24 protein-coding genes are annotated in these 24,838 nt (G+C 68.4%); 6 read left to right on the top strand and 18 right to left on the bottom strand.

Annotated features, from left to right (window positions below; translation table 11 throughout):
• The first annotated feature begins 41 nt into the window (after window positions 1–41).
• Window positions 42–761: a lysoplasmalogenase gene (locus tag LL236_RS05595; protein WP_228177803.1), complete on the top strand. Its 720-nt coding sequence runs from the start codon at window positions 42–44 to the stop codon at window positions 759–761.
• Window positions 758–1,132, top strand: coding sequence for an RNA-binding S4 domain-containing protein (locus tag LL236_RS05590; protein ID WP_228177802.1), 375 nt, complete (start codon window positions 758–760; stop codon window positions 1,130–1,132). The genes LL236_RS05595 and LL236_RS05590 overlap by 4 nt, the downstream gene beginning before the upstream one ends.
• 7 nt (window positions 1,133–1,139) lie before the next feature.
• On the opposite strand, the gene LL236_RS05585 is transcribed toward LL236_RS05590, so the two are convergent.
• Together LL236_RS05585 and LL236_RS05580 are read right to left on the bottom strand one after the other, a co-directional pair.
• A complete protein-coding gene (locus tag LL236_RS05585) occupies window positions 1,140–2,063 on the bottom strand; it encodes an NUDIX domain-containing protein (RefSeq protein ID WP_228177801.1) in 924 nt (307 codons plus the stop codon).
• A gap of 353 nt (window positions 2,064–2,416) precedes the next feature.
• Window positions 2,417–4,894, bottom strand: a complete 2,478-nt coding sequence (locus LL236_RS05580) for an FAD-dependent oxidoreductase (protein ID WP_228177800.1) — start codon at window positions 4,892–4,894, stop codon at window positions 2,417–2,419.
• A 497-nt stretch (window positions 4,895–5,391) separates the two neighbouring features.
• Here LL236_RS05580 and LL236_RS05575 point away from each other — a divergent pair, with 497 nt between their 5' ends.
• Genes LL236_RS05575 through LL236_RS05565 form a run of 3 tightly spaced genes read left to right on the top strand, consistent with a single transcriptional unit; the run spans window position 5,392 to window position 8,269 of the window.
• On the top strand, window positions 5,392–7,287 hold the full coding sequence (locus tag LL236_RS05575; protein ID WP_228177799.1) for a ribonucleoside triphosphate reductase: 1,896 nt from the start codon (window positions 5,392–5,394) through the stop codon (window positions 7,285–7,287).
• A complete protein-coding gene (locus LL236_RS05570; RefSeq protein WP_228177798.1) occupies window positions 7,284–8,036 on the top strand; it encodes an anaerobic ribonucleoside-triphosphate reductase activating protein in 753 nt (250 codons plus the stop codon). The genes LL236_RS05575 and LL236_RS05570 overlap by 4 nt, the downstream gene beginning before the upstream one ends.
• 53 nt (window positions 8,037–8,089) lie before the next feature.
• Complete coding sequence (locus LL236_RS05565; RefSeq protein WP_228177797.1) at window positions 8,090–8,269, top strand: hypothetical protein; 180 nt, start codon at window positions 8,090–8,092, stop codon at window positions 8,267–8,269.
• Window positions 8,270–8,287: 18 nt separating this feature from the next.
• Here LL236_RS05565 and der read toward each other — a convergent pair whose 3' ends face one another.
• From der to LL236_RS05530, 7 genes are all read right to left on the bottom strand, one after another.
• Window positions 8,288–9,823, bottom strand: a complete 1,536-nt coding sequence (der, locus tag LL236_RS05560) for a ribosome biogenesis GTPase Der (RefSeq protein ID WP_228177796.1) — start codon at window positions 9,821–9,823, stop codon at window positions 8,288–8,290.
• A 2-nt stretch (window positions 9,824–9,825) separates the two neighbouring features.
• On the bottom strand, window positions 9,826–10,605 hold the full coding sequence (gene cmk / locus LL236_RS05555) for a (d)CMP kinase (RefSeq protein WP_228177795.1): 780 nt from the start codon (window positions 10,603–10,605) through the stop codon (window positions 9,826–9,828).
• Window positions 10,598–11,731, bottom strand: coding sequence for a prephenate dehydrogenase (locus LL236_RS05550; protein ID WP_228177794.1), 1,134 nt, complete (start codon window positions 11,729–11,731; stop codon window positions 10,598–10,600). The genes cmk and LL236_RS05550 overlap by 8 nt, the downstream gene beginning before the upstream one ends.
• Window positions 11,728–12,567, bottom strand: coding sequence for a pseudouridine synthase (locus LL236_RS05545; protein ID WP_228177793.1), 840 nt, complete (start codon window positions 12,565–12,567; stop codon window positions 11,728–11,730). Before LL236_RS05545 ends, LL236_RS05550 begins: the two co-directional genes overlap by 4 nt.
• Window positions 12,564–13,148: an SMC-Scp complex subunit ScpB gene (scpB, locus tag LL236_RS05540; RefSeq protein ID WP_228177792.1), complete on the bottom strand. Its 585-nt coding sequence runs from the start codon at window positions 13,146–13,148 to the stop codon at window positions 12,564–12,566. Before scpB ends, LL236_RS05545 begins: the two co-directional genes overlap by 4 nt.
• Window positions 13,138–14,016 carry a segregation and condensation protein A gene (locus tag LL236_RS05535; RefSeq protein WP_374198008.1) on the bottom strand — a complete coding sequence of 293 codons (879 nt, stop codon included), beginning with the start codon at window positions 14,014–14,016 and terminating at the stop codon, window positions 13,138–13,140. Before LL236_RS05535 ends, scpB begins: the two co-directional genes overlap by 11 nt.
• An 85-nt stretch (window positions 14,017–14,101) precedes the next feature.
• A complete protein-coding gene (locus LL236_RS05530) occupies window positions 14,102–15,004 on the bottom strand; it encodes a ParA family protein (RefSeq protein WP_228177791.1) in 903 nt (300 codons plus the stop codon).
• Window positions 15,005–15,081: 77 nt separating this feature from the next.
• Between LL236_RS05530 and LL236_RS05525 the strand changes: the two genes are divergently transcribed.
• Window positions 15,082–16,029, top strand: a complete 948-nt coding sequence (locus LL236_RS05525) for an NAD-dependent epimerase/dehydratase family protein (protein ID WP_228177790.1) — start codon at window positions 15,082–15,084, stop codon at window positions 16,027–16,029.
• Between the two features lie 7 nt (window positions 16,030–16,036).
• Here the strand turns inward: LL236_RS05525 and xerD are convergent, their stop codons facing one another.
• From xerD to LL236_RS05480, 9 genes are all read right to left on the bottom strand, one after another.
• Window positions 16,037–16,960, bottom strand: coding sequence for a site-specific tyrosine recombinase XerD (gene xerD / locus LL236_RS05520; protein ID WP_228177789.1), 924 nt, complete (start codon window positions 16,958–16,960; stop codon window positions 16,037–16,039).
• A gap of 2 nt (window positions 16,961–16,962) precedes the next feature.
• Complete coding sequence (locus tag LL236_RS05515; protein ID WP_228177788.1) at window positions 16,963–17,553, bottom strand: NUDIX domain-containing protein; 591 nt, start codon at window positions 17,551–17,553, stop codon at window positions 16,963–16,965.
• Window positions 17,546–19,297 (bottom strand): CTP synthase, encoded by a 1,752-nt coding sequence (locus LL236_RS05510; protein WP_228177832.1) that lies wholly within the window; start codon window positions 19,295–19,297, stop codon window positions 17,546–17,548. Before LL236_RS05510 ends, LL236_RS05515 begins: the two co-directional genes overlap by 8 nt.
• A 17-nt stretch (window positions 19,298–19,314) precedes the next feature.
• Window positions 19,315–21,012, bottom strand: a complete 1,698-nt coding sequence (gene recN, locus LL236_RS05505; RefSeq protein WP_228177831.1) for a DNA repair protein RecN — start codon at window positions 21,010–21,012, stop codon at window positions 19,315–19,317.
• Window positions 21,009–21,932 carry an NAD kinase gene (locus tag LL236_RS05500; RefSeq protein WP_228177787.1) on the bottom strand — a complete coding sequence of 308 codons (924 nt, stop codon included), beginning with the start codon at window positions 21,930–21,932 and terminating at the stop codon, window positions 21,009–21,011. The genes recN and LL236_RS05500 overlap by 4 nt, the downstream gene beginning before the upstream one ends.
• Window positions 21,929–22,729 (bottom strand): TlyA family RNA methyltransferase, encoded by an 801-nt coding sequence (locus tag LL236_RS05495; protein WP_228177786.1) that lies wholly within the window; start codon window positions 22,727–22,729, stop codon window positions 21,929–21,931. Before LL236_RS05495 ends, LL236_RS05500 begins: the two co-directional genes overlap by 4 nt.
• Window positions 22,730–22,739: 10 nt before the next feature.
• Complete coding sequence (locus LL236_RS05490) at window positions 22,740–22,961, bottom strand: hypothetical protein (protein WP_228177837.1); 222 nt, start codon at window positions 22,959–22,961, stop codon at window positions 22,740–22,742.
• Window positions 22,962–23,050: 89 nt separating this feature from the next.
• On the bottom strand, window positions 23,051–24,085 hold the full coding sequence (locus LL236_RS05485; RefSeq protein ID WP_228177785.1) for an HAD-IIA family hydrolase: 1,035 nt from the start codon (window positions 24,083–24,085) through the stop codon (window positions 23,051–23,053).
• Window positions 24,085–24,792, bottom strand: coding sequence for a hypothetical protein (locus LL236_RS05480; RefSeq protein WP_228177784.1), 708 nt, complete (start codon window positions 24,790–24,792; stop codon window positions 24,085–24,087). The genes LL236_RS05485 and LL236_RS05480 overlap by 1 nt, the downstream gene beginning before the upstream one ends.
• Between the last annotated feature and the right edge of the window lie 46 nt (window positions 24,793–24,838).

Raw genomic sequence — 24,838 nt, 5'->3', positions numbered from 1 at the left:
AGCAATAGGGTGGGAGCGGTTCCCAACACGAAGGAGTGTCTGTGACCGCTGATGCCGCTACGACCCGAGTCGCCGCATCCGACCTCTCCCCGCGCTGGTGGTGGGGGTTCCTTCCCTACATCGCGGTGTCGATCGTGCACGTCACGGCGCTGCTGTCGGGGTGGGATGCCGTGAGCGGCCCCACCAAGCTCGCGTTGATGCCGCTTCTTGCCGTGGCTGTGCTCTGGGGCGGCCGGGGTTCGCAGTGGGGTCCGCCCTACACGCTGCTTTTTGTCGCTCTCGCGCTATCGTGGCTCGGCGACGGCGCCGCGACCTTCTTCCCGTTCCTCGATGACGAACTCCCGGCGATGCTCCTGTGCTTCGGCCTCGCGCATATCGCCTACATCGTTTTGTTCTGGCGGTTCCTCGCGGTTCGGCGTGTGCCGTGGTGGTCTGCCGTCTACGCCGTGTGGTGGGTCGTCCTGGTCGTGTACCTCTGGCCGACTCTCGGCGGACTCGCGGTGGCGGTCGCGCTCTACGGCCTCGTCCTCGGCGGAACCGCCGTGCTCTCGACGCGGTGCCACCCCGCCATCGCGTGGGGTGGCGCGTTCTTCCTCATCTCCGACACGGTGCTCGCGTTCCGGCTGTTTCTTCCAGACTCCATGCCGTCGGGAAGCAGCGCCCTCGTCATGATCACCTATACGCTCGGGCAGGGACTCATCGCCGTGGGTGCCGTGATCGCGACCCACGCGGCGCGCGTCGCGAGAGAATCGACGGTGTGACCGACTCCGTGCGCGTGGATGCCTGGCTCTGGGCAGTCCGGGTCTACAAAACCCGATCCGCAGCCACTGCGGCGTGCCGTGCGGGGCATGTTCGCGTCGGAGGCGATCGCGCGAAGGCCGCACAACCCGTGCGGATCGGCGATGAGCTGCGCATCCGGATCGCAGGCTTCGACCGCATCCTCGTCGTCAAGCAGCTCCTGACCAAGCGCGTCGGTGCACCAGCGGCTGCCCTCGCGGTCGACGACCGCACCCCGGCGCGCCCGTCTCGGGAAGAGACCCCGTTCGTCCCGGTTCGCGAACGCGGTGCAGGGAGGCCGACCAAGCGCGAACGTCGCGCCATCGACCGGCTGCGCGGCCGGTCCGCCGACTAACGCTGCCTTATGCGCGCGCGTCGAGCTGATCGAGCAGCCAGCCAGCACCGACCACCCGCGCGCCCGCGTCGCTGACACGGTCGGCGAGTCCTCGGTCACTGGTCACGACGACCACCTGCTCCCCACCTCCGATGCGCCGCTGCGTCTCGGCGACGATCTCGTCATCCCCCTCGCCGGGGGCCAGCACGACCCGGATGCCGGCGCCTGACTCATCCGCGGGTCGAGCCGCGCCTTTGGCCTGACCCTCGAGCACGACCGCCACGGCGGGGAACCAGTGCGCGCCCGGAAGCTCGAGCGCGTTGGCGTCCACTCCCCGCGCCTGCCAACCGCTGACCCGGTCAATGAGCCGGCCGGCAGCACCGGCGCGGTCGCGCCACCATCCGTCAGGCACCGAACCCACGACGTTCGCCGCATCGATTACAACGGCCGGCCGCACCGACAGCAGCGGGCCAAGGTGCTCCCATGCCGATGCGAACGCCGGATGCAGCGGCCTATCGGCGACCTCGTCCACGGGAACCCACTCGAGCGCGACGCTCTCGGCATCCGCGATCTGCGGGTCGAACGGCTTGATGACGTCGGCGATCACCGTCGTGTACGACCAGATATCGAGGTCGAGCACGCTCCAGAACCGCTGCCGCACGGCATCCGGTGGCACCGCGGCTTCCTCCCGAGCCTCGCGAAGCGCCGCCACACCGGCATCCTCGTGCTCGTGTCGCGCACCGCCGGGCAGCGCCCAGGTTCCGCCGTGGTGGCTCCAGCCGACGCGGTGCTGCAACAGGATGCCGCGCTCGGCATCCACGGCAAGCAGCCCCGCCGCGCCGAACCGCCCCCAGTAACGCTCCCCCGTTGGCGCGATCACCCACGCGTCACCGGGATCGCGCGGGCCCGACGGGCGGCGCGGCTCTCCGGGAGCCGGGGGTTCGATCGTCACGATCTCAGCCTGTCACACCGCGCGGGCTCCCCCGGTCGCAGCCCCCCTCCGTTCAGTCGCGCCTTGTTGCGGCATCCCAGCCCCAATAGCCACAACACGGCGCGACCGAACATGCGCACTCAACCCCCAGGAGCCCCCCCTTTCGTTCAGTCGCGCCTTGTTGCGACACCCCGGGCAGCACACCCGCAACACGGCGCGACCGGAAGAAATCGGCTCCAGTATCCGAGACCCCCCGGTTCAGTCGCGCCTTGTTGCGGCATCCCAGCCCTCAACACCCGCAAGGCGGCGCGACCGAAACTGACGACGAGGCCCGATACCGACGCTCGAGGCCGACGCTCGAGGCCGGTCGCCGGCTAGATGAACAGGGTCGTCCCGGACTTCTGGGCCTCGCCGAGGAACGTGGCAACACCACCGAAGTCGATGCCGTCCTGCAGATCGGATTCGGCGATGCCGAGCAGGTCCATCGTCATCGTGCACGCCACCAGCTGCGCGCCACCCTCGCGCGCCGAGGTCATGAGCTCCTCGAGCGTCGGGACGTTGTGCTGCTTCATGACGTCCTTGATCATCTTGGGCCCCATGCCCGCCATGTTCATCTGAGACAGCGGCAGGTGGCCGGCATCTGAGGGCATCATCATCGCGAACATCCGGTCCATGACCTTCTTCTCGCGCGGCGGCGCATCGTGTCGGCGCAGCATGTTCAGCCCCCAGAACGTGAAGAACATCGACACCTTCTGCCCCATCGCGAGCGCCCCGTTGGCGATGATGAACGCGGCGATCGCCTTGTCGAGGTCGCCCGAGAAGACGACGAAGGATGTCTGATTCAGCGTCTGCACGGCGCGCGGGGCATCCGTTCCCGCGCTCTTGCGGAAGGTCGCCACATAGCCGGGCCCCTCGGGTGCGATCGCGAGCATCTCGTGGCCGTGGCTTGCGGCCCACGCCGGAGCGTCGTGCGCGAACCCGGGATCCGAGACGTGCACGACGACGTCGTCGCCCGGCTGCAGCTCGTCCATCTGCTTCGTGAGCTTCATGATCGGGCCTGGGCACGCGAGCCCCGTGCAGTCGAGGTCGACCACCTGGCCCGACCCCTTCACCTGGGCGAGCAGATCGGATGCCTCGGCATACGGGATTTCGGCGGGTTTGGCCACGAACCCCACGGGCTCGAGGTCATGGAAGAAGCGGAAGGTGGTCGAGCCGCCCGAGAGCGTCCGCACATTCGTGAACCCGCGCTGCACGAGCGCCCGGTATGCGAGGTAGCTGCGGAAGCCGACAGCGCAGTAGAGGCGGATGGGAACGTCCCGGTCCCAGCTCTGGCACACTTCGCGGATGATCCCGAGGGGCACGTTCTCGGCGCCCGAGATGTGCCAGATGTCGTACTCGACGTCGGTGCGCACATCGATGATGCGGCATCCGTCGGTCGCTGCCGGATAGTCCTTCGCGTACCAGAGCTTCAGGTCGCCGCTGAGCACGTTACTGGCCACGAAGCCCGCCATGTTGACGGGGTCTTTGGCCGACCCGAAGGGCGGTGCGTACGCGAGTTCCAGGTGCTCGAGATCGTGAACTGTCGCGCCGAGCCGGATTGCCGTCGCGAAGACATCCAGCCGCTTGTCGACCCCGTCGAACCCTGCGATCTGCGCCCCGAGGAGCTTGCCGTCCGTCGGCGAGAACGTGACCTTGATGTGCATCTGCGCCGTGCCCGGGTAGTAACCGGCGTGCCCCGAGGGATGCACGTGCGCGGTGAGGTAGTCGACGCCGGCCCGCTCGAGCTGACGCTCATTGGCACCGGTGGCGCCGGCTGTCATCTCGAACACCTTCACGATTGAGGTGCCCTGCGTCGAGAGGTACTCGGTGTCGCGACCGCAGATGTTCTCGGCGGCAACGCGCGCTTCGCGGTTTGCTGGCCCGGCAAGCGGGGTGATCCAGCGCCCCGGCAGCACGGTATGCGCGGTCTCGACAGCGTCGCCCGCTGCCCAGATGTGCGGGTCGGAGGTACGCATGTGCGTGTCGACCACGATGCCGCCGCGCTCGCCGATCGCCAGCCCCGCCTCGCGGGCCAGGGTCACGTTCGGGCGCACGCCCGCAGACAGCACGACGAGGTCGGCCGGAAGCGACTGGCCGTTGTTGAGCTCGACGCGCAGCATCCCATCGGATGCCTGCGTGAAGGCTGCGGCCGCGGTGCCCAGCTGCAGCTCGACACCGCGACCTCGCGCGTGCTGCTCGACGGGAATCGAGACGTCCTTATCCAGCGGCGGGAGGATCTGGTCGGCGAGCTCGACGATCGTGACCTCGGCTCCGCGGTGGATCAGGTTCTCGGCCATTTCGATGCCGATGTACCCGGCGCCGATCACGACGGTCTTCGCGGCCCGTCCCCGGGACGCTGCGGCGGCCAAGGCCTCGTCGAGGCGCGACTTGATGGCATCCATGTCGGCGACGTTTCGCAGGGTGTGGATGCCGGGAAGATCGATCCCCGGCAGCGGAAGCTGCAGCGGATCGGCACCCTGGCACAGCGCGAGCGCATCGTAGGACTCCGTGTACTCCCGGCCTGTCGCGACCTCACGCACCGTCACCGTCTGGGCGGCGCGGTCGAGCTCGACCACGTCCTGACCGATGCGCACGTCGATGTCGAGCGATTCGCGAAGGCTCTCGGGAGTCTGCAGCAGGAGGCGGCTGCGATCGGCGATGACACCGCCGATGTGGTATGGCAGGCCGCAGTTCGCGAATGACACGTACTCGCCCCGCTCGAGAACAACGATCTCGGCCGACTCGTCCAGACGGCGAGCTCTCGCGGCAACGGATGCCCCTCCAGCGACTCCTCCGACGACGACGATCTTCATGGTGTTCTCCTTCGCATTCGGGTCGCAACGGTTCGCGGCTCCGACATGAAGGTACTCCCGGGGGTATGCCTCCAGTCAGGGGCCAAGGTCCCCCCCATCGGTGACCCAGGTCCGGACACCCTGGACTCGGTCGCGCCAAACTGCGACATCCACGGCAATCCACCCGCAACACGGCGCGACCGAAAGAGATGGGCTCCACCATCCCAGCCCACCCCCTCACACTTCGGTCGCGCCTTGTTGCGCCATCCAGCGCTCAACACCCGCAACACGGCGCGACCGAACAGTTGGGCTTTGGCCAGATACTCCTCCGTGGCGTTTTCGCCGGGACCGACACGCGATGCTGTACGCCGCCACAAGGATGCAGGATGCCATGTGGTCTGACCATGTGGATCACCACATATTGTGCCGAGCTCGAGATCGAGCACTGCATATAGTGGCATTCCCGCGATCCGGGAAACCCTCCGAACCGCGCGCCCACACTCCGAAGGAAGCCGCCGATGAAGCCTCGCCCTACCGCCTCACCGCGAACGGTGGCCGTGTCAGACACGATCAACGAATACCTGTCCCGGTCGGACTGGCGCGTGAACGCGAACGCGAACCAGGGCTACTCACTCGGCGGCATGATCCTCAACACCGCGGGCAAGATCATCGCGAACTACTGGCTCGATGAGGTGTACTCCCCCGAGGCCGGAGCCGCGCACCGCGACGGCGACATCCACATCCATGACCTCGATATGTTCGCCGGATACTGCGCGGGATGGTCGCTCCGCACCCTCCTGGAACAGGGCTTCAACGGCATCCCCGGCCGGATCTCCTCTGCGCCGCCACGACACCTGTCGGCAGCGACCGGTCAGATGGTCAATTTCCTCGGCACGCTGCAAAACGAGTGGGCGGGCGCACAGGCGTTCAGCTCCGTCGACACGTATCTCGCGCCTTTCGTTCGCATCGACGGGCTCTCGTACGACCAGGTGCTCCAGGCTGTGCAAGAACTGGTCTTCAACCTCAACGTCCCCTCCCGCTGGGGAACGCAGACGCCCTTCACGAATCTGACGTTCGACTGGACGTGCCCCGACGACCTCGCAGACCAGCGGCCCCTGATCGGCGGCGTCGTGCAGGACTTCACCTACGGAGACCTCGCCGAGGAGATGTCGCTGATCAACCGCGCGTTCATCGAGGTCTACGCCGACGGGGATGCCGACGGTCGCGCCTTCACGTTCCCCATCCCGACCTACAACATCACGAAGGACTTCGATTGGGACGGCCCGAACGTCGACGCCCTCTTCGCGATGACAGCCCGCTACGGACTCCCCTACTTCCAGAACTTCATCAACTCAGACCTTGACCCGCACATGATCCGCTCGATGTGCTGCAGGCTCCAGCTGGACCTCACCGAGCTCCTCAAGCGCGGAAACGGGCTCTTCGGATCCGCCGAGCAGACCGGATCGATCGGCGTCGTCACGATCAACTGTGCCCGCCTCGGATACCTCCACCCCGGCGACCGGCAGGGGGTTCTCGACCGACTCGATGAGCTGATCGCCATCGCCCGCGACAGCCTTGAAGCCAAGCGCGCAGAGATCGGCCGCCACATCGACGGTGGCCTGTTCCCGTACACGAAGCGCTATCTCGGCACGCTCGACAACCACTTCTCAACGATCGGCGTCAACGGCATCAACGAGTTCATCCGCAACTTCACCCTCGACGCTCACGACATGACGGATGCCGAGGGCATGGAGTTGGCGTCGTGGCTGCTCGAGCACGTTCGGGCTCGCATGGTCGAAGCCCAGGAACAGACGGGGCACATGTACAACCTCGAAGCGACCCCCGCCGAAAGCGCGACCTACCGGTTCGCGCGGCTGGACATCGCCAGATTCGGCGATCAGAGCGGCGCTCCCCGGGGCGCCGGCGGCGACGGCATCCGCCACGCGGGCACCGCCGACCACCCGTACTACACGAACTCGTCGCAGCTTCCCGTCGGCTACACCGATGATCCGTTCGAGGCGATGAGCCTGCAAGAGCCGCTGCAGCAGCTCTACACCGGAGGAACCGTGCTGCACCTGTACCTCGGCGAAGCCGTTGCGTCGGCATCCGTCTGCAAGAACCTGGTTCGGCGATCCCTCGAGCAGTTCCGGCTCCCCTACCTCACTGTCACGCCCACCTTCTCGATCTGCCCCGCACACGGATACGTCTCGGGCGACCACCCGCTCTGCCCGCGCTGCGGTCGAGACTGCGAGGTGTGGACGCGCGTCATGGGTTACTTCCGGCCGGTGTCCTCGTTCAACATCGGTAAGCAGGGCGAAGCCGCCGAGCGCGTGTACTTCGATGCAACCCGTGCCGTGCCGGACCCGGAAGCCGCCGAGCCGGATGCAGCGCCCCCGGCGCTGGCGCGACAATGAACGCGCTCGCGTCAGAGACAGCTGACGAGCTGCGCATCGCCGGACTCACGAGATTCTCGGGGGCAGACTGGCCCGACCACCTGGCCGCGACGGTCTTCCTTCAGGGGTGCCCGTGGGACTGCGTCTACTGTCACAACCCCGACCTCATCGACCCCCACAGCACCGGCACGATCGCGTGGCGCGAGGTCCTCGCGTTCCTCGACGAGCGCCGCACCCAGCTCGACGGCGTCGTCTTCTCCGGCGGTGAACCGACGATGCAGACCGCGCTGGTCCCCGCCATCGACGAGGCGCGACGGCTCGGCATCCGCGTCGGCCTGCACACCGGGGGCGCGTTTCCCTCGCGACTGGACTCGGTCCTTCCCCAACTGGACTGGGTCGGCCTCGACATCAAGGCATCCGCCGCCGACTACGCCACCGTGACGCAGCGCCGCTGCAGCGGCATCCATGCCTGGCGCTCCCTGCGGCTCCTGCTGGATGCCGCACGGGCGCGCGCGGGCAGCGAACGCCCGCTGGAGTACGAGGTGCGCACGACCGTCCATCCGACGCTCACCGATGCCAGCCGACTGCGCCTGTTGGGCGAACAGCTGCTTGCCGAAGGCGTGCAGTGGTGGGCGCTGCAGTGCGCCCGCGCTATCGGCACGCGGCCAGAGTTCCCGCACGCATCCGGAGGCGAGGCGGCAACGACCAAGCTCGTCGAGATGATCGCGGCCGAATTCGACGGAGCCTTCGCGAACGTCGTCACGCGCTGACCGCCGTTGTCAAGACCCTCGCACCGCCGACGCACGAGTGCTCGGCTGGCGTCATGGGAAACGAACACGACCACGAGATGATCGAGACTCCAGAGAACGGCGAAACGCACGGCCAGTGGGAGGACCGGGACTTCGGCGACGCCGAGTCAGGAACGGACAAGGGCACCGGCGACCCGGGCGACGACCGCTCGCACCTGCAGGACCTGCCGCCGGCCAAGACCGACGGCGCCTGAGCGCGGCGCGCTGAAACCTCAGCGCTGGCGACGCTCGCGGACTCGCATGTTGAGCACGATCGGCGTCCCCTCGAAACCGAACAGTTCGCGCAAGCGACGCTGAATGAATCGGCGATAGCCGGGGTCGAGGAATCCGGTCGTGAACAGCACGAACGTCGGCGGGCGCGTCGCGGCCTGCGTACCGAACAGGATGCGGGGCTGCTTGCCACCGCGCAGCGGGTGCGGGTGTTCTGCGACGAGTTCAGCCAGGAAGGCATTGAACTTGCCGGTCGGGATCCGCTGATCCCACGACTCCAGCGCCGTCTCGAGCGCCGGCACGAGCTTCTCGAGGTGACGGCCGGTCCGGGCAGAGATGTTCACCCGGGGGGCCCACGACACGTGAGCGAGATCCTGTTCGATCTCCCGTTCGAGGTGCCGGCGACGGTCCTGGTTCTCGAGCTCGGGCGTTGCGAGCAGGTCCCACTTGTTGAACGCCAGCACGAGCGCTCGCCCGGACTCCAGCACCAGGTCGATGATCCGCACGTCTTGCTCGCTGAGCGGCTGGCTGACATCGAGCACAACGACGGCGACCTCAGCCTTCTCGAGCGCCGCTGAGGTCCGAAGCGAGGCGTAGAAGTCGGCGCCCTGCTGCAGGTGTACGCGTCGACGGATGCCGGCAGTATCAACAAAGGTCCACAGGCGCCCCCCGATCTCGACGATCTCATCGACCGGGTCGCGCGTGGTTCCCGCCAGCTCGTTGACGACGACCCGCTCCTCGCCGGCAGCTTTGTTCAGGAGCGACGACTTGCCCACATTGGGGCGACCGAGGATCGCGACACGGCGCGGCCCGCCGATCTCGTGCTTGGCGACGGCTGAGACATCCGGCAGCACCTTCATGATCTCGTCGAGAAGGTCAGCAACCCCGCGGCCGTGGATCGCGGAAACCGGATGCGGCTCCCCGAGCCCCAGGTTCCACAGCGCGGCAGCCTCGGGCTCCTGACGGGCGTCATCGATCTTGTTGGCGACGAGGAAGACGGGCTTGCCGCTCTTGCGCAGCAGCTTGACGACGTGCTCGTCGGTCGAGGTGGCCCCGACCATCGCGTCGACCACGAACAGCACCACATCCGAGAGGTCGATCGCCACCTCGGCCTGCGCCGCCACCGACCGGTCGATACCACGGGCGTCAGGCTCCCACCCGCCGGTGTCGACGAGGGTGAACCGGCGGTCCATCCACTCGGCCTTGTAGGTCACGCGGTCGCGTGTCACGCCCGGAGTGTCTTCGACAACTGCCTCGCGGCGCCCGAGGATGCGGTTTACGAGCGCCGACTTGCCGACGTTCGGACGTCCGACGATCGCGACGACCGGCAACGCCGGCAGGTACTCGATGCCGTCCTCACCGGCCACGAGCCCAGCGAGGACCGCGGCGTCATCCTCGTCCAGGTCGTAGTCATCGAGGGTCGCTCGCAGCGCTGCTGCCCGCGACTCCGCCAGTTCCTCGTCGAGGTCCGCGAGAGTATCGGCGAGGTGGTCCTCGCCCGCGGCGGTCTCGTCAAACTCGTCACCAGTGGTGCTCATGGTCAGTCCTTCCCCTCCACGCCCGGGGCTACCCGGTCGGGGTCCACTGGCGCGGCGCCCCCGAGTTCCCGGCGTGCGACGGCGAGCACTTCTGCCACCGTCTCGTCGAAATCCAACGCGGTCGAATCGACCACGGCAACGCCCGGAGCGGCGGTCAGGAAGTCCACGACCTTCGAGTCCGACGAATCGCGGCGCCGCAACGCCTCCGCGACCTCTGCCGCGGTCGATCCGCTGATCTCGGCGCTGCGTCGCGCAGCCCGAACCGCGGGATCAGCGGTCAGCAGGATCCGCGCCGGCGCATCCGGGGCGACGACGGTCGTGATGTCCCGACCCTCCACGACAACCCCGGGACGACCGGATGCCGCAACCAGCCGCCGGAACGCCGCATTGATCGCTCGTCGGATCGCCGGAACGCGGGCGACGCCGCTCACGGCATCCGTCACCCGCTGCTCGCGAATCGCCTCGGTCACATCGACCTCGCCCGATCGCACCCAATAGTCATCAGGGTCCAGGGAAATGCGGAAGTCGAAGTCGCTGACGGCTTCCAGCACAGCAGTGGCATCGGAGGTGTCGACCTCGCGCGCCAACGCGTGCCACGCGAGCGCCCGATACGCCGCTCCCGTGTCGAGGTAGCCGAAGCCGAGCGCGCGGGCCACCTGCTTCGACACGCTGGACTTGCCGCTGCCGGCAGGGCCATCAACCGCGACGATCACGACGTCGGACGCGGCGGTGTCTGCGGCGACAGTGTCGGCGGCCAGAGCCTCGGGGGCGGTATCAGTCATTGGTGGTGCTCGCGATCTTCCATCCGCGCTTCTCGAGTCCGGCTGTCGCGTCGCGCAGCACGGATGGCGCGACGGCGATTTCGGCGAGGCCGAAAGGGGCCCCCGGCGAGTGTTCCAGCCGGAAGTCTTCGACGTTGACCGCGAGCGCGCCCAGGTCACCGAACAGGCGGCCGAGTTGCCCGGCGGTGTCATCGACCATCACCACGAGGGACGCGAAGCGGCGGTTCTGGCCGTGCTTACCGGGCAGGCGCTCCACGCCCTCGTTGCCCCGGCGAATGGTGTCGGCGATCTCGCGTCGAGCTCCCGGCGCCTCGGGCGTGCGGAGCGCCTCGGCGACGGCGGCAAGGTCCTGCGACAGTGCGTCGAGGATGTCTACGACGGGGGCGGCATTGGCCGCCAGGATCTGCACCCAGAGCTCGGGAGCCGAAGCGGCGATTCGGGTGGTGTCGCGAACGCCCTGACCGGCGAGCCGCAGCGACCCGTCGGGGGCGTCGGTGAACCGGCCTGCCAGCAGGCTCGCCACCAGCTGCGGCACGTGCGACACCAGCGCCACTGAGCGGTCGTGGTCTTCCGGAGTCATCTCGATCGGGGTCGCCCCGAGATCCAGCGCGAGCGCCTCGACGAGGGCAAGGTCGGATGCCGGGGTCTTGCCGTCACGGCAGACCACCCAGGGGCGACCGATGAACAGGTCGGCCCGCGCCGAAATCGCACCGCCCCGCTCACGACCGGCCAGCGGATGCGACCCGATGTAGTGCGTGAGGTCGACGCCGCGAGCTTGCAGCTCCTGCAACGGCTCGAGCTTGACGCTCGCGACATCCGTCACGACGGCGGCCGGGAACGTGCGCAGTTCCCGCTCGACGACGTCGGCGACGACATCCGGCGGAACCGCGACGACGATGAGCGTGGGCTCGTCGGCGGGTGTGGCAGCGCGTCCGGCGCCGTAATCGATCGCGAGACGCAGTTGCGATGGCGAAGCATCCTCGAGCACGACATCCACGCCCAGCGCCCGCAGCGCGTGCCCGACGCTGGCGCCGAGGAGACCGGCACCGACGACGCGCACTGTGCCGGTGACGCGTGGGGTCAGCGAATCACCGCCTGCCACGGCTGACGTATCGGGGCTCGTCACGGGGAAGTCTCCTGAGAATCGGGCGACGAAGAGTCGTCAGCCTCGTGGCGCGCGATCTCTTGCTGCGGGTCACCCTCGCGGCGCGCAAGAGTCAGCAATGCGCCTCGTTCTACTGTAGTCAACTCCCTCACCGCCCCGACCGGGAGGCTTCCCAGGTGCAGCGGGCCGAACTGGCGGCGCACGAGCTCCACGACCGGATGACCCACCTCGGCCATCATCCGTCGCACGATGCGGTTGCGGCCCGAGTGCAGGGTGAGTTCCACGAGCGAGCCACCGCCGGCATCGGATGCCGACAGCAGCCGCGCCTTGTCGGCGGCTATCGGGCCATCCTCCAGCGTGATCCCACGTGTGAGTCGCGCGATCGTCTGCGGCGTGACGCGCCCCTCGACCTTGGCGATGTAGACCTTCGTCACCCCGAACGACGGGTGTGAGAGCACGTGCGCCAACTCACCGTCGTTCGTGAGGACGAGCAGTCCGCTGGTATCGGCATCCAGGCGTCCGACGTTGAAGAGTCGCTCCGACCATTCCGCCGTGTATTCGCGAAGATCCGGGCGGCCCCGCTCGTCGCGCATCGAGCTGACGACGCCGCGCGGTTTGTTGAGCACCACATATCGCTTGCTCTCATCGAGCTGCACGGCGACCCCGTCCACATCCACGAGGTCCGTGGTCGGATCGATACGCGTCCCGAGTTCGGTCACGACGCGGCCGTTCACCCGAACACGCCCGGCCGCGATCAGCTGCTCTGAGACACGACGCGACGCTACTCCGGCTCCGGCGAGCACCTTCTGCAGGCGCACGCCGTCGGGGCCCTCTGACTCGAATCCGGATGCCGTCATCGGATCGACTCCCCCGCGAAACCGTCTGCACCGTCATCGAGCAGGGGTGAGATGTGCGGCAGCTCATCAAGGGAGTTGATCCCGAGGTTCACGAGCAGGGCATCGGTCGTGCCGTAATGGATCGCCCCGGTGTCGGGATCCGTGAATACCTCCGTGATGAGACCCCGCGACAGGAGCGTCCGCACCACCGAATCGACATTGACGGCACGGATCGCCGCGACTTGCCCGCGGGTGACGGGCTGCTTGTAGGCGATGACGGCGAGCGTCTCGAGGGCAGCCTGCGAGAGCCGCGACGGAGCCTGCGTTCCGACGAAGTCGCTCACGAGATCGTCGAACTCCTCCCGTACGTACAGCCGCCAGCCGCCGCCGACCTCGCGCAGCTCGAACCCGCGCTTGGGGCCGCCGGTCAGACCGTCGTAGTCAGCGACGAGGGTCTCGATGGCCTGGCGTACGGCGGGCACGGGCGCCCCTACTGCCGCGGCAAGGCTCACGAGGCTGTGCGGCTCGTCGAGGATCATCATGATCGCCTCAAGCCGGCGGGTGATGTCGGAAGCGAAGTCCGAGGTCGTGTCATCGGTCATAGTCGGCTCCCAGTGTCGCAAGGTTCTCGTCCGACCACCGCTCGGCGGTCCAGCGCAGCGTGAGTTCGCCGAGGGGTTCGACCTGCTCGAATGAGAGTGCCGCGTGGCGGTACAGCTCGAGGACCGACAGGAAGCGCGCTACCACGATCCCCGGCTGGTCCACCCCGACGATCAGCTCGCGGAAGTTCAGCGATCCGGAGTTTCGAAGCAGCGTCACCACGACAGCCGCCTGCTCCCGGATGCTGATCAACGGCGCGTGCAGATGGTCGAGCCCGACCTGCGGGATCTCCTTCGGCGCGAAGGCGAGCATCGCGAGCGCAGCAAAATCCTGCGGTGAAAGCGTCCAGACGAGTTCGGGGACGGCATCCCGGTACTTCGCATCGAGCCGCACCGTGCGCGCGTGACGTGTGTCCTCGCGCAGGAGGCTGCGCCCGAACCACGCCGAGACCTCCTTGAACGCGCGGTATTGCAAGAGGCGGGCGAAGAGCAGATCGCGGGCCTCGAGCAGCGCGACGCTCTCGGCATCCACCAACTCCCCCTGGGGCAGTAGGCCTGCGACCTTCATGTCCAAGAGCGTCGCGGCAACGACCAGGAACTGCGAGGACTCGTCGAGGTCGTGCTCGGGGCCGAGCGCCCGCACGTGGGCGATGAACTCGTTGGTGACCTCGCTGAGCGAAACCTCGGTGATATCGAGTTCGCGTTTGCTGATGAGTGTCAGCAGCAGGTCGAACGGGCCATCGAACACATCGAGCGTGACGCGGAACCCGCCGTCTGCTTCGGCCGCGGCATCCGCAGCGGCACCGGGCGCGGCATCCGCAGCGGCACCGGGCGCGGCATCCGTTCCCTCGTGTGCTGCAGTTTCGTGCACCTGCGGCTCATCAATGCGCCGCGGATGCACGGAACTGCCGCTCTCGTCTGACGGCACCGGAGCGGCATCCGTCGCGCTCGAGGGCTCAGGCGACGGCGCCACGGGCGACGAGCTCTCGCGCGAGCCGCAGATAGGCCTGCGCCGCGGCGTGTTCGGGAGCGAACGTCGTGATCGGCATCCCCGACACCGACGCGTCCGGGAACTTGACGGTGCGACCGATCACGGTCTCCAGCACGTCATCGCCGAACGCCTCGACGACGCGCTCGAGCACCTCACGCGAGTGCAGCGTGCGCGGGTCGTACATGGTCGCGAGTACCCCATCGAGACGGATGTCGGGGTTCAGGCGATCGCGGACCTTGTCGATCGTCTCGATGAGCAGGGCAACCCCGCGCAGCGCGAAGTACTCGCACTCCAGCGGAATGATCACGCCGTGGCTGGCGGTGAGGGCATTGACGGTGAGGAGTCCGAGCGAGGGCTGACAGTCGATGAGGATGACGTCGTATTCCCCGGCCACCTTGCGCAGCACCCGGGCAAGGATCGTCTCGCGTGCTACCTCGTTGACGAGGTGGACTTCTGCAGCCGACAGATCGATGTTCGCCGGGATGACATCGAGCCCCTCCACCGACGTCTTCACGATCGCGTCGTGCGGGTCGCGCTTGGGATCGAGCAGCAGCTCGTAGATCGTGGTGATGTCGTGCGTCGGGATGCCGAGACCCGCCGACAGCGCACCCTGCGGGTCGAAGTCGACGGCCAGCACTCGCCTGCCGTAGTCCGCGAGCGAGGCAGCGAGATTGATCGTCGTCGTGGTCTTGCCGACGCCGCCCTTCTGGTTGCACAGGGCGATCACGCGGGCAGGACCGTGCGACGACAGCGGCGGAGGGGTGTCGAACCCGCGATATGGGCGACCGGTGGGACCGAGGATGTCGGACTCCGCGTCCGTCTTCGCGCCTCGTTTGCTGCCCGCCACCGACTCTCCTGACTTCGCCATGCCGTTGATCGATTCTAGTCACCGAGCGTTCACCGACCGCGAGGCGTGCCGGGCGCGTTCGGCCCTACACTCGGGCCATGTCCAGCGCACCCCACGTCATCGTCGGAGCCGGCCCGGTCGGGTCGTCTCTCGCGCGCATCCTCGCCGGCGACGGTGAACCGGTGATCGTCGTCACCCGCTCGGGCAGTGAACTTGGCGGCGACGGCATCAGGTCGATAGCCGCGGATGCTTCGGACCCGGAGGCGCTCACCCGCATCGCCTCCGGTGCGGCAGCGATCTACAACTGCGCGAACCCGGGGAGCTACACGCAGTGGGAACGCCTCTGGCCGCCGTTGGGGTCGGCGCTCCTGACCGCTGCCGAGTCGACCGGCGCCGTGCTCGTGACGATGTCGAACCTGTACGGCTACGGCCCCGTCACGGAGCCGATGACCGCGCAGATGCCGCTGAATCCGACTGATCACAAGGGCGCTTTGCGGGCCCGGATGTGGGAGGAAGCACACGCGGCACACGAGGCAGGCCGCATCCGTGCCACCGAGGCCCGCGCCTCGGACTACATCGGCCCGACGCTCCCCGTTGCCAGCGGGCTCCTCGCGAGGTACGCCCAGTCGACGCTCGCCGGCAAGCCCGCATCGGTGTTCGCCGACCCTGATGTGCCACACGCGTGGACAGCGATCGACGACGTCGCACGGACCCTCGCAATGCTCGGCCGCGACGAACGGGCCTGGGGCAGACCGTGGCTCGTGCCCTCGAACCCGCCCGTGAGCGTCCGCGAGGCGCTTCGGCGACTGAGCGCGGCGGTCGGCGCTCCCGAACCGCGACTACGCGTCGTGCCGCGGTGGCTGCTCAAGACCGGTGGTCTCGTCGTCCCGCTCCTTCGCGAAGTGGACGGAATGCTGTATCAGTTCGATGCGCCCTTCGAGGTCGATGCCACCGAGACCGAGCAGACCTTCGGCATCCGCCCGACGAACTGGGACCAGCTCCTCGCCGAGACCGCGCGAGCATGGCGGGAACGTCTGTCGTCCTGAGGCCTGCTCAGCGCGCGCGAGGGTGCGACGTCGCATACACATCACGCAGGGCGTCGACGCTGACATGCGTGTAGATCTGCGTCGTCGCGACCGAGGCATGGCCGAGGAGTTCTTGCACGACGCGGACGTCGGCGCCGCCCTGCAGCAAATGGGTCGCGAACGAGTGCCGCAGCGTGTGCGGCGACACATGCGCCTCGAGGTTCGCGCGCTCGGCGGCGGCCTGGATTACGAGCCACGCGCTCTGTCGCGATAACGGCGCCCCGCGCGCCCCGAGGAACAGCCGCGGGCTTGCCTTGCCGCGACGGGCGAGCTCGGGACGCGCCCGGGTGAGGTAGGCATCCACCGCTGCCCGCGCGTACGACCCGATGGGAACGATGCGCTCCTTCGAGCCCTTGCCGCGCACCCGCAGGATGTCGCCATCGGTCACGTCGTCGACATCGAGGCCTACCGCCTCCGACACGCGCGCACCCGTCGCGTACAGCAGTTCGAGAAGTGCCCGATCCCGCAGCGCCACGAGATCGCCGGGTGTTGCCGCCGCAGGCTCGGGACCCGCAGCAGCCAGCAGCGACTCGACCTGGGCGATCGTGAGCGCCTTCGGGAGGCGCCGGGGCATCTTCGGCGGCCGCACGTGCGTCGTCGGATCGACGTGGTCGATGCCCTCGACAACGAGGAACCGATGCATCCCCCGCACCGACGACTGCAGGCGTGCAAGACTCGTGGCTGCTGGCGGCGGGTCGGATGCCGCGCGCTCGGCGATGAACTCCGTTACGAGCGCCGCCGTGACCTGCGCAGAGTCATCGATCCCGCGCCCTGCGAGCCACTGCCAGTATGGCCCGAGGTCGCGGCGATACGCGGCCACGGTATGCGCCGAGAGCCCCCGCTCGATCGTGACGTGGCGCAGGTACGCGTCGAGGGCCCGATCGAGCTGCATCCTCAGCCCTGGCGTTCGCGACGCAGCACTTCGGCGGCGGCGAGCACCCCCACCGAGAGGATGCCGTTGCGCAGGCTCCCGCCCAGAACACCCGAGATGACCTCATCGACGGGCACCCATTCGAGCCGAATGTCGGCCTCCTCGTCCTCGCGCTCGTGCACCTCTGGCGCCGCGCTCAACCCGCGCGCGAGGAACAGGTGCACGACCTCGTCGTTGCCGCCCGGCGTCGTGAAGATGCTCACGAGCGGCTGCCACGACGCAGCAACAAGGTCGGCCTCCTCGGCAAGCTCGCGCTGCGCCGTCGCCATCGGCGGTTCACCGGCGACATCGAGCAGCCCCGCCGGCACCTCCCAGTCCCGGTGGCGAATCGGATGCCGATACTGCTGGATCAGCAGCATCCGCCCCTCGTCGTCGATCGCGATCACAGCCGCAGCACCCGGATGGTCAACGTACTCGCGCACGATCTCGGCATCGCCGTAGCGAACAGTGTCGCTGCGGACGTCCCACACCCGACCCTCGTGCACCAGAGTCGACGAGACGACGGGAGCCTCGAACGGCTCATCGTGCACTGCGCCGGTCACGTTCTCACTCATCCGATTCGACGTCGAAGAGCTCGCTCGCGCGGTGACGGTCGAGAGCTGCACCCACGAGCCCGCGGAAAAGCGGATGCGGCGCCGTCGGCCGCGAGCGCAGCTCGGGGTGGGCCTGGGTCGCGATGTAGTACGGGTGCACCTCACGCGGCAGCTCGACGTATTCGACGAGGTTCCGGTCGGGAGAGAGCCCCGAGAAACGCAGGCCCGCGGTGGCGAGGCGGTCACGGTAGGCGTTGTTGACCTCGTACCGGTGGCGGTGGCGCTCCGAAACGCGCGTGGATTCGTAGACCTCGGCCGCGATCGAGCCCTCGTCGAGCTGCGCCGGATACAGCCCCAGCCGCATGGTGCCGCCCAGGTCGCCGTGGTCGATGATGTCGACCTGCTCTGCCATCGTCGCGATGACCGGGAACTCGGTGTCGGGATCGAACTCGCTCGAGGATGCCCCCGGCAGGTCTGCCATGTTGCGCGCGTACTCGATGACCATGCACTGCAGGCCCAGGCACAGGCCGAGCGTCGGGATGCCCTGCTCGCGCGCGAAACGCAGCGCACCGAGCTTGCCCTCGATGCCACGGATGCCGAAACCGCCGGGAACGACGATCCCATCGACCGACGCGAGCGCCTTCGCCGCGCCCTCCGGGGTCTCGCACAGGTCCGAGGGAATCCAGGTGATGGTCACGTGGGTCTCGTGCGCGAAGCCGCCGGCCTTCAGGGCCTCGGTCACCGACAGATAGGCGTCGGGAAGATCGATGTACTTGCCGACCAGCCCGATCGTCACCTCGTGCTTGGGGTTGTGGACCGCCTGCAGCACGCGGTTCCAGCGCGTCCAGTCCACGCGGTCGGCCTTCGCGATATCGAGAGCGTCGACGATGTAGTCATCCAGCCCCTGGTCGTGGAGCATCGTCGGGATGTCGTAGATGCTCGGCACGTCGACCGCGTTGACGACGGCGCCCTCGTCGACGTCGCACATGAGGGCGATCTTGCGCTTGTTCGCCTCAGTCACGGGGCGGTCGCTACGCAGCACGAGCGCGTCGGGCTGGATGCCGATCGAGCGCAGCGTCGCCACCGAGTGCTGCGTGGGCTTGGTCTTCTGCTCCCCCGAGGCACCCATGAACGGCACGAGCGACACATGCACGAAGAAGACGTTCTTGCGGCCGAGCTCGTGCCGGATCTGACGGGCGGACTCGATGAACGGCTGCGACTCGATGTCACCGACAGTGCCGCCGATCTCGGTGATGATGACATCGGGCTGCGGGTCCTCGGTCGCCTGCAACCGCATGCGCCGCTTGATCTCGTCGGTGATGTGCGGAATCACCTGCACCGTGTCGCCGAGGTACTCACCGCGCCGCTCCCGGGCGATGACCTGGGAGTAGATCTGCCCGGTCGTGACGTTGGCAGCCTGGCTCAGGTCGATGTCGAGGAACCGCTCGTAGTGCCCGATGTCGAGGTCGGTCTCAGCGCCGTCATCGGTCACGAAGACCTCGCCGTGCTGGAACGGGTTCATCGTTCCGGGATCGACGTTGAGGTACGGGTCGAGCTTCTGCATCACGACCCGCAAGCCGCGAGCGGTGAGCAGATTGCCGAGGCTTGCGGCAGTCAGACCCTTGCCGAGGGAGGAAACGACACCTCCCGTGACGAAAATATGCTTCGTCGTCGTGAGGCCCGACGAGCGCTCGTCACCGGTAGAGAAGGGGGACGCCGGGGCGTCATCCGAAGGGGAACCGTGCGAGTCACTCGGGGTCTGCATCACGGGCTTCGATCCTATCAGTCGGCAATCGCGCCCAGGTCGAGCAACTCGCGGGCGTGGGTGAGCGCTGCCTCGGAGTCTGGCATCCCCGACAGCAGCCGCGCCATCTCGGCCTCCCGGGCGGCGCCGATGAGTTGGTGAACACCGGATGCCGTGATCGCGCCATCGCTGGCCTTGACCACGCTCAGATGGTTGTTCGCGAACGCCGCCACCTGCGCGAGGTGGGTCACGGCGATCACCTGGGATGTCTGGGCCAAACGCGCGAGCCGCCTTCCCACCTCGATCGCCGCGGCGCCGCCGATCCCGGCATCCACCTCATCGAACACGAAGGTCGGTACGGCATCGACACCGGCGATCACGACCTCGATCGCGAGCATGACCCGACTGAGCTCACCGCCGGATGCGCTGCGCGAGACCGGGCGTGGCGACGAACCCGGGTGGGGTGCCAGGAGGATCGCCACTTCGTCCCGCCCGGAGCGGCTCGGAGCTGCGGGGGTGACGGAAACCTCGATCTCGGCATCCGGCATCGCCAGAGCATGCAACTCGGCGGTCACGAGCTCTCCGAGGCGGGCGGCAGCCGTCGTGCGCGCCGCCGTGAGGGCAGCTGCCGCCTCATCGAGAGCGGATGCCGCCTCCTCCCGCTCCCGAGTGAGTCGCTCGACCCGCTCGCCGTCGTCGTCGAGTTCTGCCAGCCGTGCCGACCCGGTGTCCAGAAGCGCGATCGCCTCATCCAGGGAGCCGTGCGCGCGCACCAGTTCGGACAGTGCGGCACGGCGCTCCTCGACGGCGGCAAGTTCGTGCGGACCCGATTCATCGAGGTCGGCGAGGTACCCCGCGAGCGAGGCTGAGACATCGACGAGCCGGTACCCGATCTCGGCTACCTGCTCGGCGAGACGCTCGAGCTCGGGGTCACTTCCCGCGGCACGTTCCAGGGCACGCCTGGCCTCCCCGACGAGGGTCGTCGCGTCTGTTGCCTCGTCTTCGGCTGTCAGTGCCGCATGCGCCAGCGCCGCGGCCTCCCGCAGCGCCTCGGCGTTCGCGAGCCGCTCGGCCCGCTGGGTGAGTTCGGCATCCTCCCCGGCCCGCGGTGCCACCGCTTCGATCACCGCGATCGCGGCGCGCAGTTCCTCGGCTTCCGCAGCCCGCGCGTCGCGATCGGTGATCAGGGTCGTCAGTTCCGCGTCCAGTCCCTCCCACGCCGCAAACCGGTCCCGGTAGGTGACGAGCGCGTCGGCGACGTCGGCACCGCCAAACCGGTCGAGAGCGTCGCGCTGGGCGGCAGCCGAGCGCAGCCGCAACTGCTCGGACTGCCCGTGCACGACCACGAGGTCATCGGCAAGATCCGACAGGACCGCGGCGGGAGCTGCTCGCCCGCCGACTGCAGCCCGACTGCGTCCCTCGCTCGAGATGATGCGCCCGACGATCAGCTCGGCCCGCGTCTCGTCGATCGGTTCGACGTCGGCGCCAGCTTCGCGCACCCGCTCTGCCACAGCCCCGTCGGGCGGCACGATCCACACGCCCTCAACGGATGCCTGCGCCGCCCCCGCGCGCACTGCACCGCTGTCCGAGCGCTGACCGAGAAGCAGGCCGAGGCCGGTCACGACCATCGTCTTGCCCGCGCCGGTCTCACCCGTGATCGCCGTGAAACCCGGACCGATGGGCAGGGTGGCCTCGGCGATGACGCCGAGGTCCCGCAGGGTCATCTGCTCGATCACGAACTCTCCGCGGCGGGTGACGGGCCGCGCCATCCTTCGACGGGCAGGCGGAACTTCTTGACGAGCCGGTCGGTGAACGACGCGGGATGCAGGCGCGCAAGCCGCACCGGATGCTCGGATCGGCGGACGACGACGCGCGCCCCGGCCGGAAGATCGTGCGAGCGGCGGCCGTCGCACCACAGGATGCCCGTGCCGTTCGTGCGCTCGAGCAACTCGACGGCCACGGTGTGCTCGGGCGCGATCACGAGCGGCTTGGCAAACAGCGCGTGCGCCGACAGCGGGACGACGGCGATCGCCTCGACTCCCGGCCAGATCACCGGACCGCCGGCGGAGAAGTTGTACGCGGTCGAGCCGGTCGGAGTGGACACCACGATGCCGTCGCAGCCGAACGACGACAGCGGCCGGCCGTCGATCTCGATCACGACCTCGAGCATCCGCTCCCGGCTGGCCTTTTCGACCGTGGCCTCGTTCAGCGCCCACGTCTCGTAGATGACCTGCTCGTCGCGGTCCTTGATCCGCACCTGCAGCGCGAGTCGCTCTTCGACCGTATAGTCGCGGTCGATGACCCGCCGGACTGCCTCGTCCATGTCATCGCGCTCGATCTCGGCGAGGAAGCCGACGTGACCCATGTTGATCCCGAGAACCGGGGCGCTGCCCTCGCGCACGAGTTCTGCGGCCCGCAGGATTGTGCCATCGCCCCCGAGGACGATCGCCAGCTCGATGTCGGCTACCGCGACATCAGCACCGAGGGTCGCGAGCGGCCCCGGTATCGCGGAGTCGAGCTCAGCCCGGTCGTCGGAGGAGAGCACTGGTGTTGCGCCCGCGTCACGCAGGGCGCCGATCACACGGGCAGCAGCGCCCACCGTGTCAGGTCGACGCCCGTGCGCGACCACGAGGATGTTGCGCGCCTCGTCGGTCATCCTGCTCCCGTCAGCTGATTCACCGTGCTGATCCATTCTGTCGGATTGCTCCCCCGCGACGCGGCAAGATGCACGAGGTACTCGAGGTTGCCGTGGGTACCCACGATCGGGGAGGAAATCACCCCGAGAGTGCCGAGTCCCGTGTCCCACGCCGACCACAGGACCCCCATGACGGCCTCGGAACGCAGCGCTGCATCGGTCACGACCCCTTCGCGGATGCCGGTGCGCCCCACCTCGAACTGCGGCTTTACGAGCAGGACGATGTCGGCATCCGCCGCCGCCACGCGGCGGATCGCAGGAAGGACATGGCTCAGGGAGATGAAGGAGAGGTCCCCCACGACGATCCGAGGCTCGAGTCCCACGCCGGATGCCGAGCGCAGCGTCTCGGCATCCATGTAACGCACGTTGAACCCCTCGACCGAGATGACCTCGGGGTCGGATGCGATGCCGGCCGCGAGCTGTCCGTGGCCGACGTCGACGGCAACGACCGGCGTTGCCCCGCGCTCCCGCAGCACCTGTGTGAACCCGCCGGTTGACGCACCCAGGTCCAGCGCAGCTCTGCCCGCGATGTCCACCCCGAACGCCTCGAGCGCCGCGACGAGTTTGTGCGCCCCACGGCTGACGTAGTGATCCTCGGCTGCTACCTCGATGACGGATGCCGCGTCCACTGCCGCTGACGGCTTCACCACCCCGCGCCCGTCGACGGTGACGCTGCCCGCGGAGATCAGGCGCGCAGCATGCGTTCGCGAGCGCGCCAGGCCGCGAGCGGCGAGCTCGGCATCCAGTCGGGGTGTCATCGGCGAGAGATCACTGACGAGGCGCCTCAGGATTGTGCTCCAGGCGCCGAGCCAGGTCTTCGTGGATGGCTTCGTACGCCGCAGCCCGGTCAGACAGCGGCTGCGACTCGACGATATCCAGCTGCGAGAGAAGGTTTTCGTCAGGGCGGGGAGCGGCGGCTTCCGTCACGGTGTCGCCGTCCTTGATCTCGTCGGAGGCGGCATCCTCATCGGGACGGTCGTCGCTGAGCATGACACCCAGACTACGGGCGCGACAGCGCGATCAGGCCCGACAGCGCGGTGAAGGCCCCAGGAGGGTGGAGGCCCAGGGCCGGTGAACGCTCAGGGCCGGTGGAATGGATCCGCGTAGAGGCGCTCCGGCACACGGAACCCGAAGATCGCACGGCCGGTCCGCCAGATCGCGGCAGCCCCGGCACGCAGGAGGTCGATGGGGCGCTCCCCCTCCGCGAGGATTTCCACATCGGGACCATCGATGCGAACGCGAGCACCCCGCACCTCCGTCACCCCGTCATGGGTCACAGCCTCGGGGTACGGCTCGAAGAGTTCGCGAAGATCACCGAGGATAAACGTGGGCTGCGATCCGGCGGGGGCTGCCAGCACGTGCTTGGGCCGGTCGATTCCCGTCAGCACCAGAGCCGAGGCGATTCCGGCCCGGCAGGCGCCGAGAATGTCGGTGTCGAGGCGGTCACCGATGAACAACGGATGCTGCGCCCCGAAACGCGCGACAGCCTCCTCGAAGATCGGCGTCTCGGGCTTTCCCGCGACGGTCGCCAGGCGCCCGACGGCAGTGTGCACCGCCGAGACGAGCGTGCCGTTGCCCGGTGCGATCCCGCGGGCCTGCGGGATCGTCCAGTCGGTGTTGGTGGCGATCCAGGGGATGCCACCCTCGTCCTCCGGGGTCTTCAGCGCGAACGCCGCCTCCGCCAGCTGCTTCCACCCCACATCCGGGGCGAAACCCTGCACGACAGCCGCCGGCGAATCCTCAGCACTCCGGGTGACGGCGTACCCGGCGTTCTCGAGTTCGACGACCAGCCCCTCACCACCGACGACGAGAATCGTCGCGCCCGGTTCTACGCGGGTACGCAGCAGACGCGTTGCCGCTTGCGGGCTGGTGACCACGTCCGATGCCTGCGTCGCAAGGCCAAGCTCCCGAAGGTGCTCGGCGACAGCCTCGTCGGTCCTGGATGCATTGTTCGTGATGAACCCGAGGCGCCGCTCCCCCAGCGCTGACAGGCTCTCCACTGCCCACGGCAATGCGCCGGCCCCGGCGTAGACGACACCGTCGAGGTCGGCGAGGACCGCATCCACTCCATCGAGCGGCGTCGATGACGTGCGCCGCCGCGAGAACATCGCCATCAGCCCTCTCCGTCGGCGCGCTCGGTCTCAGTCGCGGGACGCGAGGTCGGCTCGGCGGTGGCCGCCGGCGCGGCGGTGGGCCCTTCGGACGAGAGTTCCTCGGGTTCAATGTCCTCGACGAACAGCTCTTCGCTCTCGGCAAAGCCGGCTGCCGCATCCAGGGCATCGGCGGCGATGATCGCCCGTCGCTGCCACTCCTGTGCCTCATCGACGCGTCCGAGCTCGTCCAGAACCGTGGCACGGGCGGCAAAGAGCGCGGGTGACCACTCGAAGGCGCGATCCGGGTCGAGCTCCGGAATATCGAGCTCACTGAGCGCGCGCTCGGGCTCGCCCAGATCCAGGCGCGCGCCAGACATCGCGATCGCGAGCTCGACACGTACCCCCGACGGGAGCGCGTCGCGGTCGACGGCCCGGCCCGCCTCCAGGGCACGGTCGGGACGCCCCACCCCGCGTTCACTGTCGACGAGCAGAGCGATCTGGTCATCCTTGCCCGAGATGCGGCGATACGTCCGCAGCTCACGCAGCGCGAGGGCGAAGTCCCCGGTCGCGTACGCGGTGATCGCGGCAGTCTCACGGACCACGGCGATCCGACCCGCACGCTTGACCGCGGCCTGCGCGTGCTCGTGCGCGAGGGCCGGATCGGTATCGATCACCCGCGCCGCCATGGCGAGGTGCCGGGCAACGGCGTCCGCGTTCTCTTTGCTCAAGGTCTTGAGCTCATTGCGGGCGGGCGCAGCGAGGTCCCGGGCGGTG

The sequence above is a fragment of the Microbacterium schleiferi genome (assembly GCF_020781975.1).
GTDB lineage: Bacteria > Actinomycetota > Actinomycetes > Actinomycetales > Microbacteriaceae > Microbacterium.
This window is presented reverse-complemented; position numbering and strand designations above follow the sequence as displayed.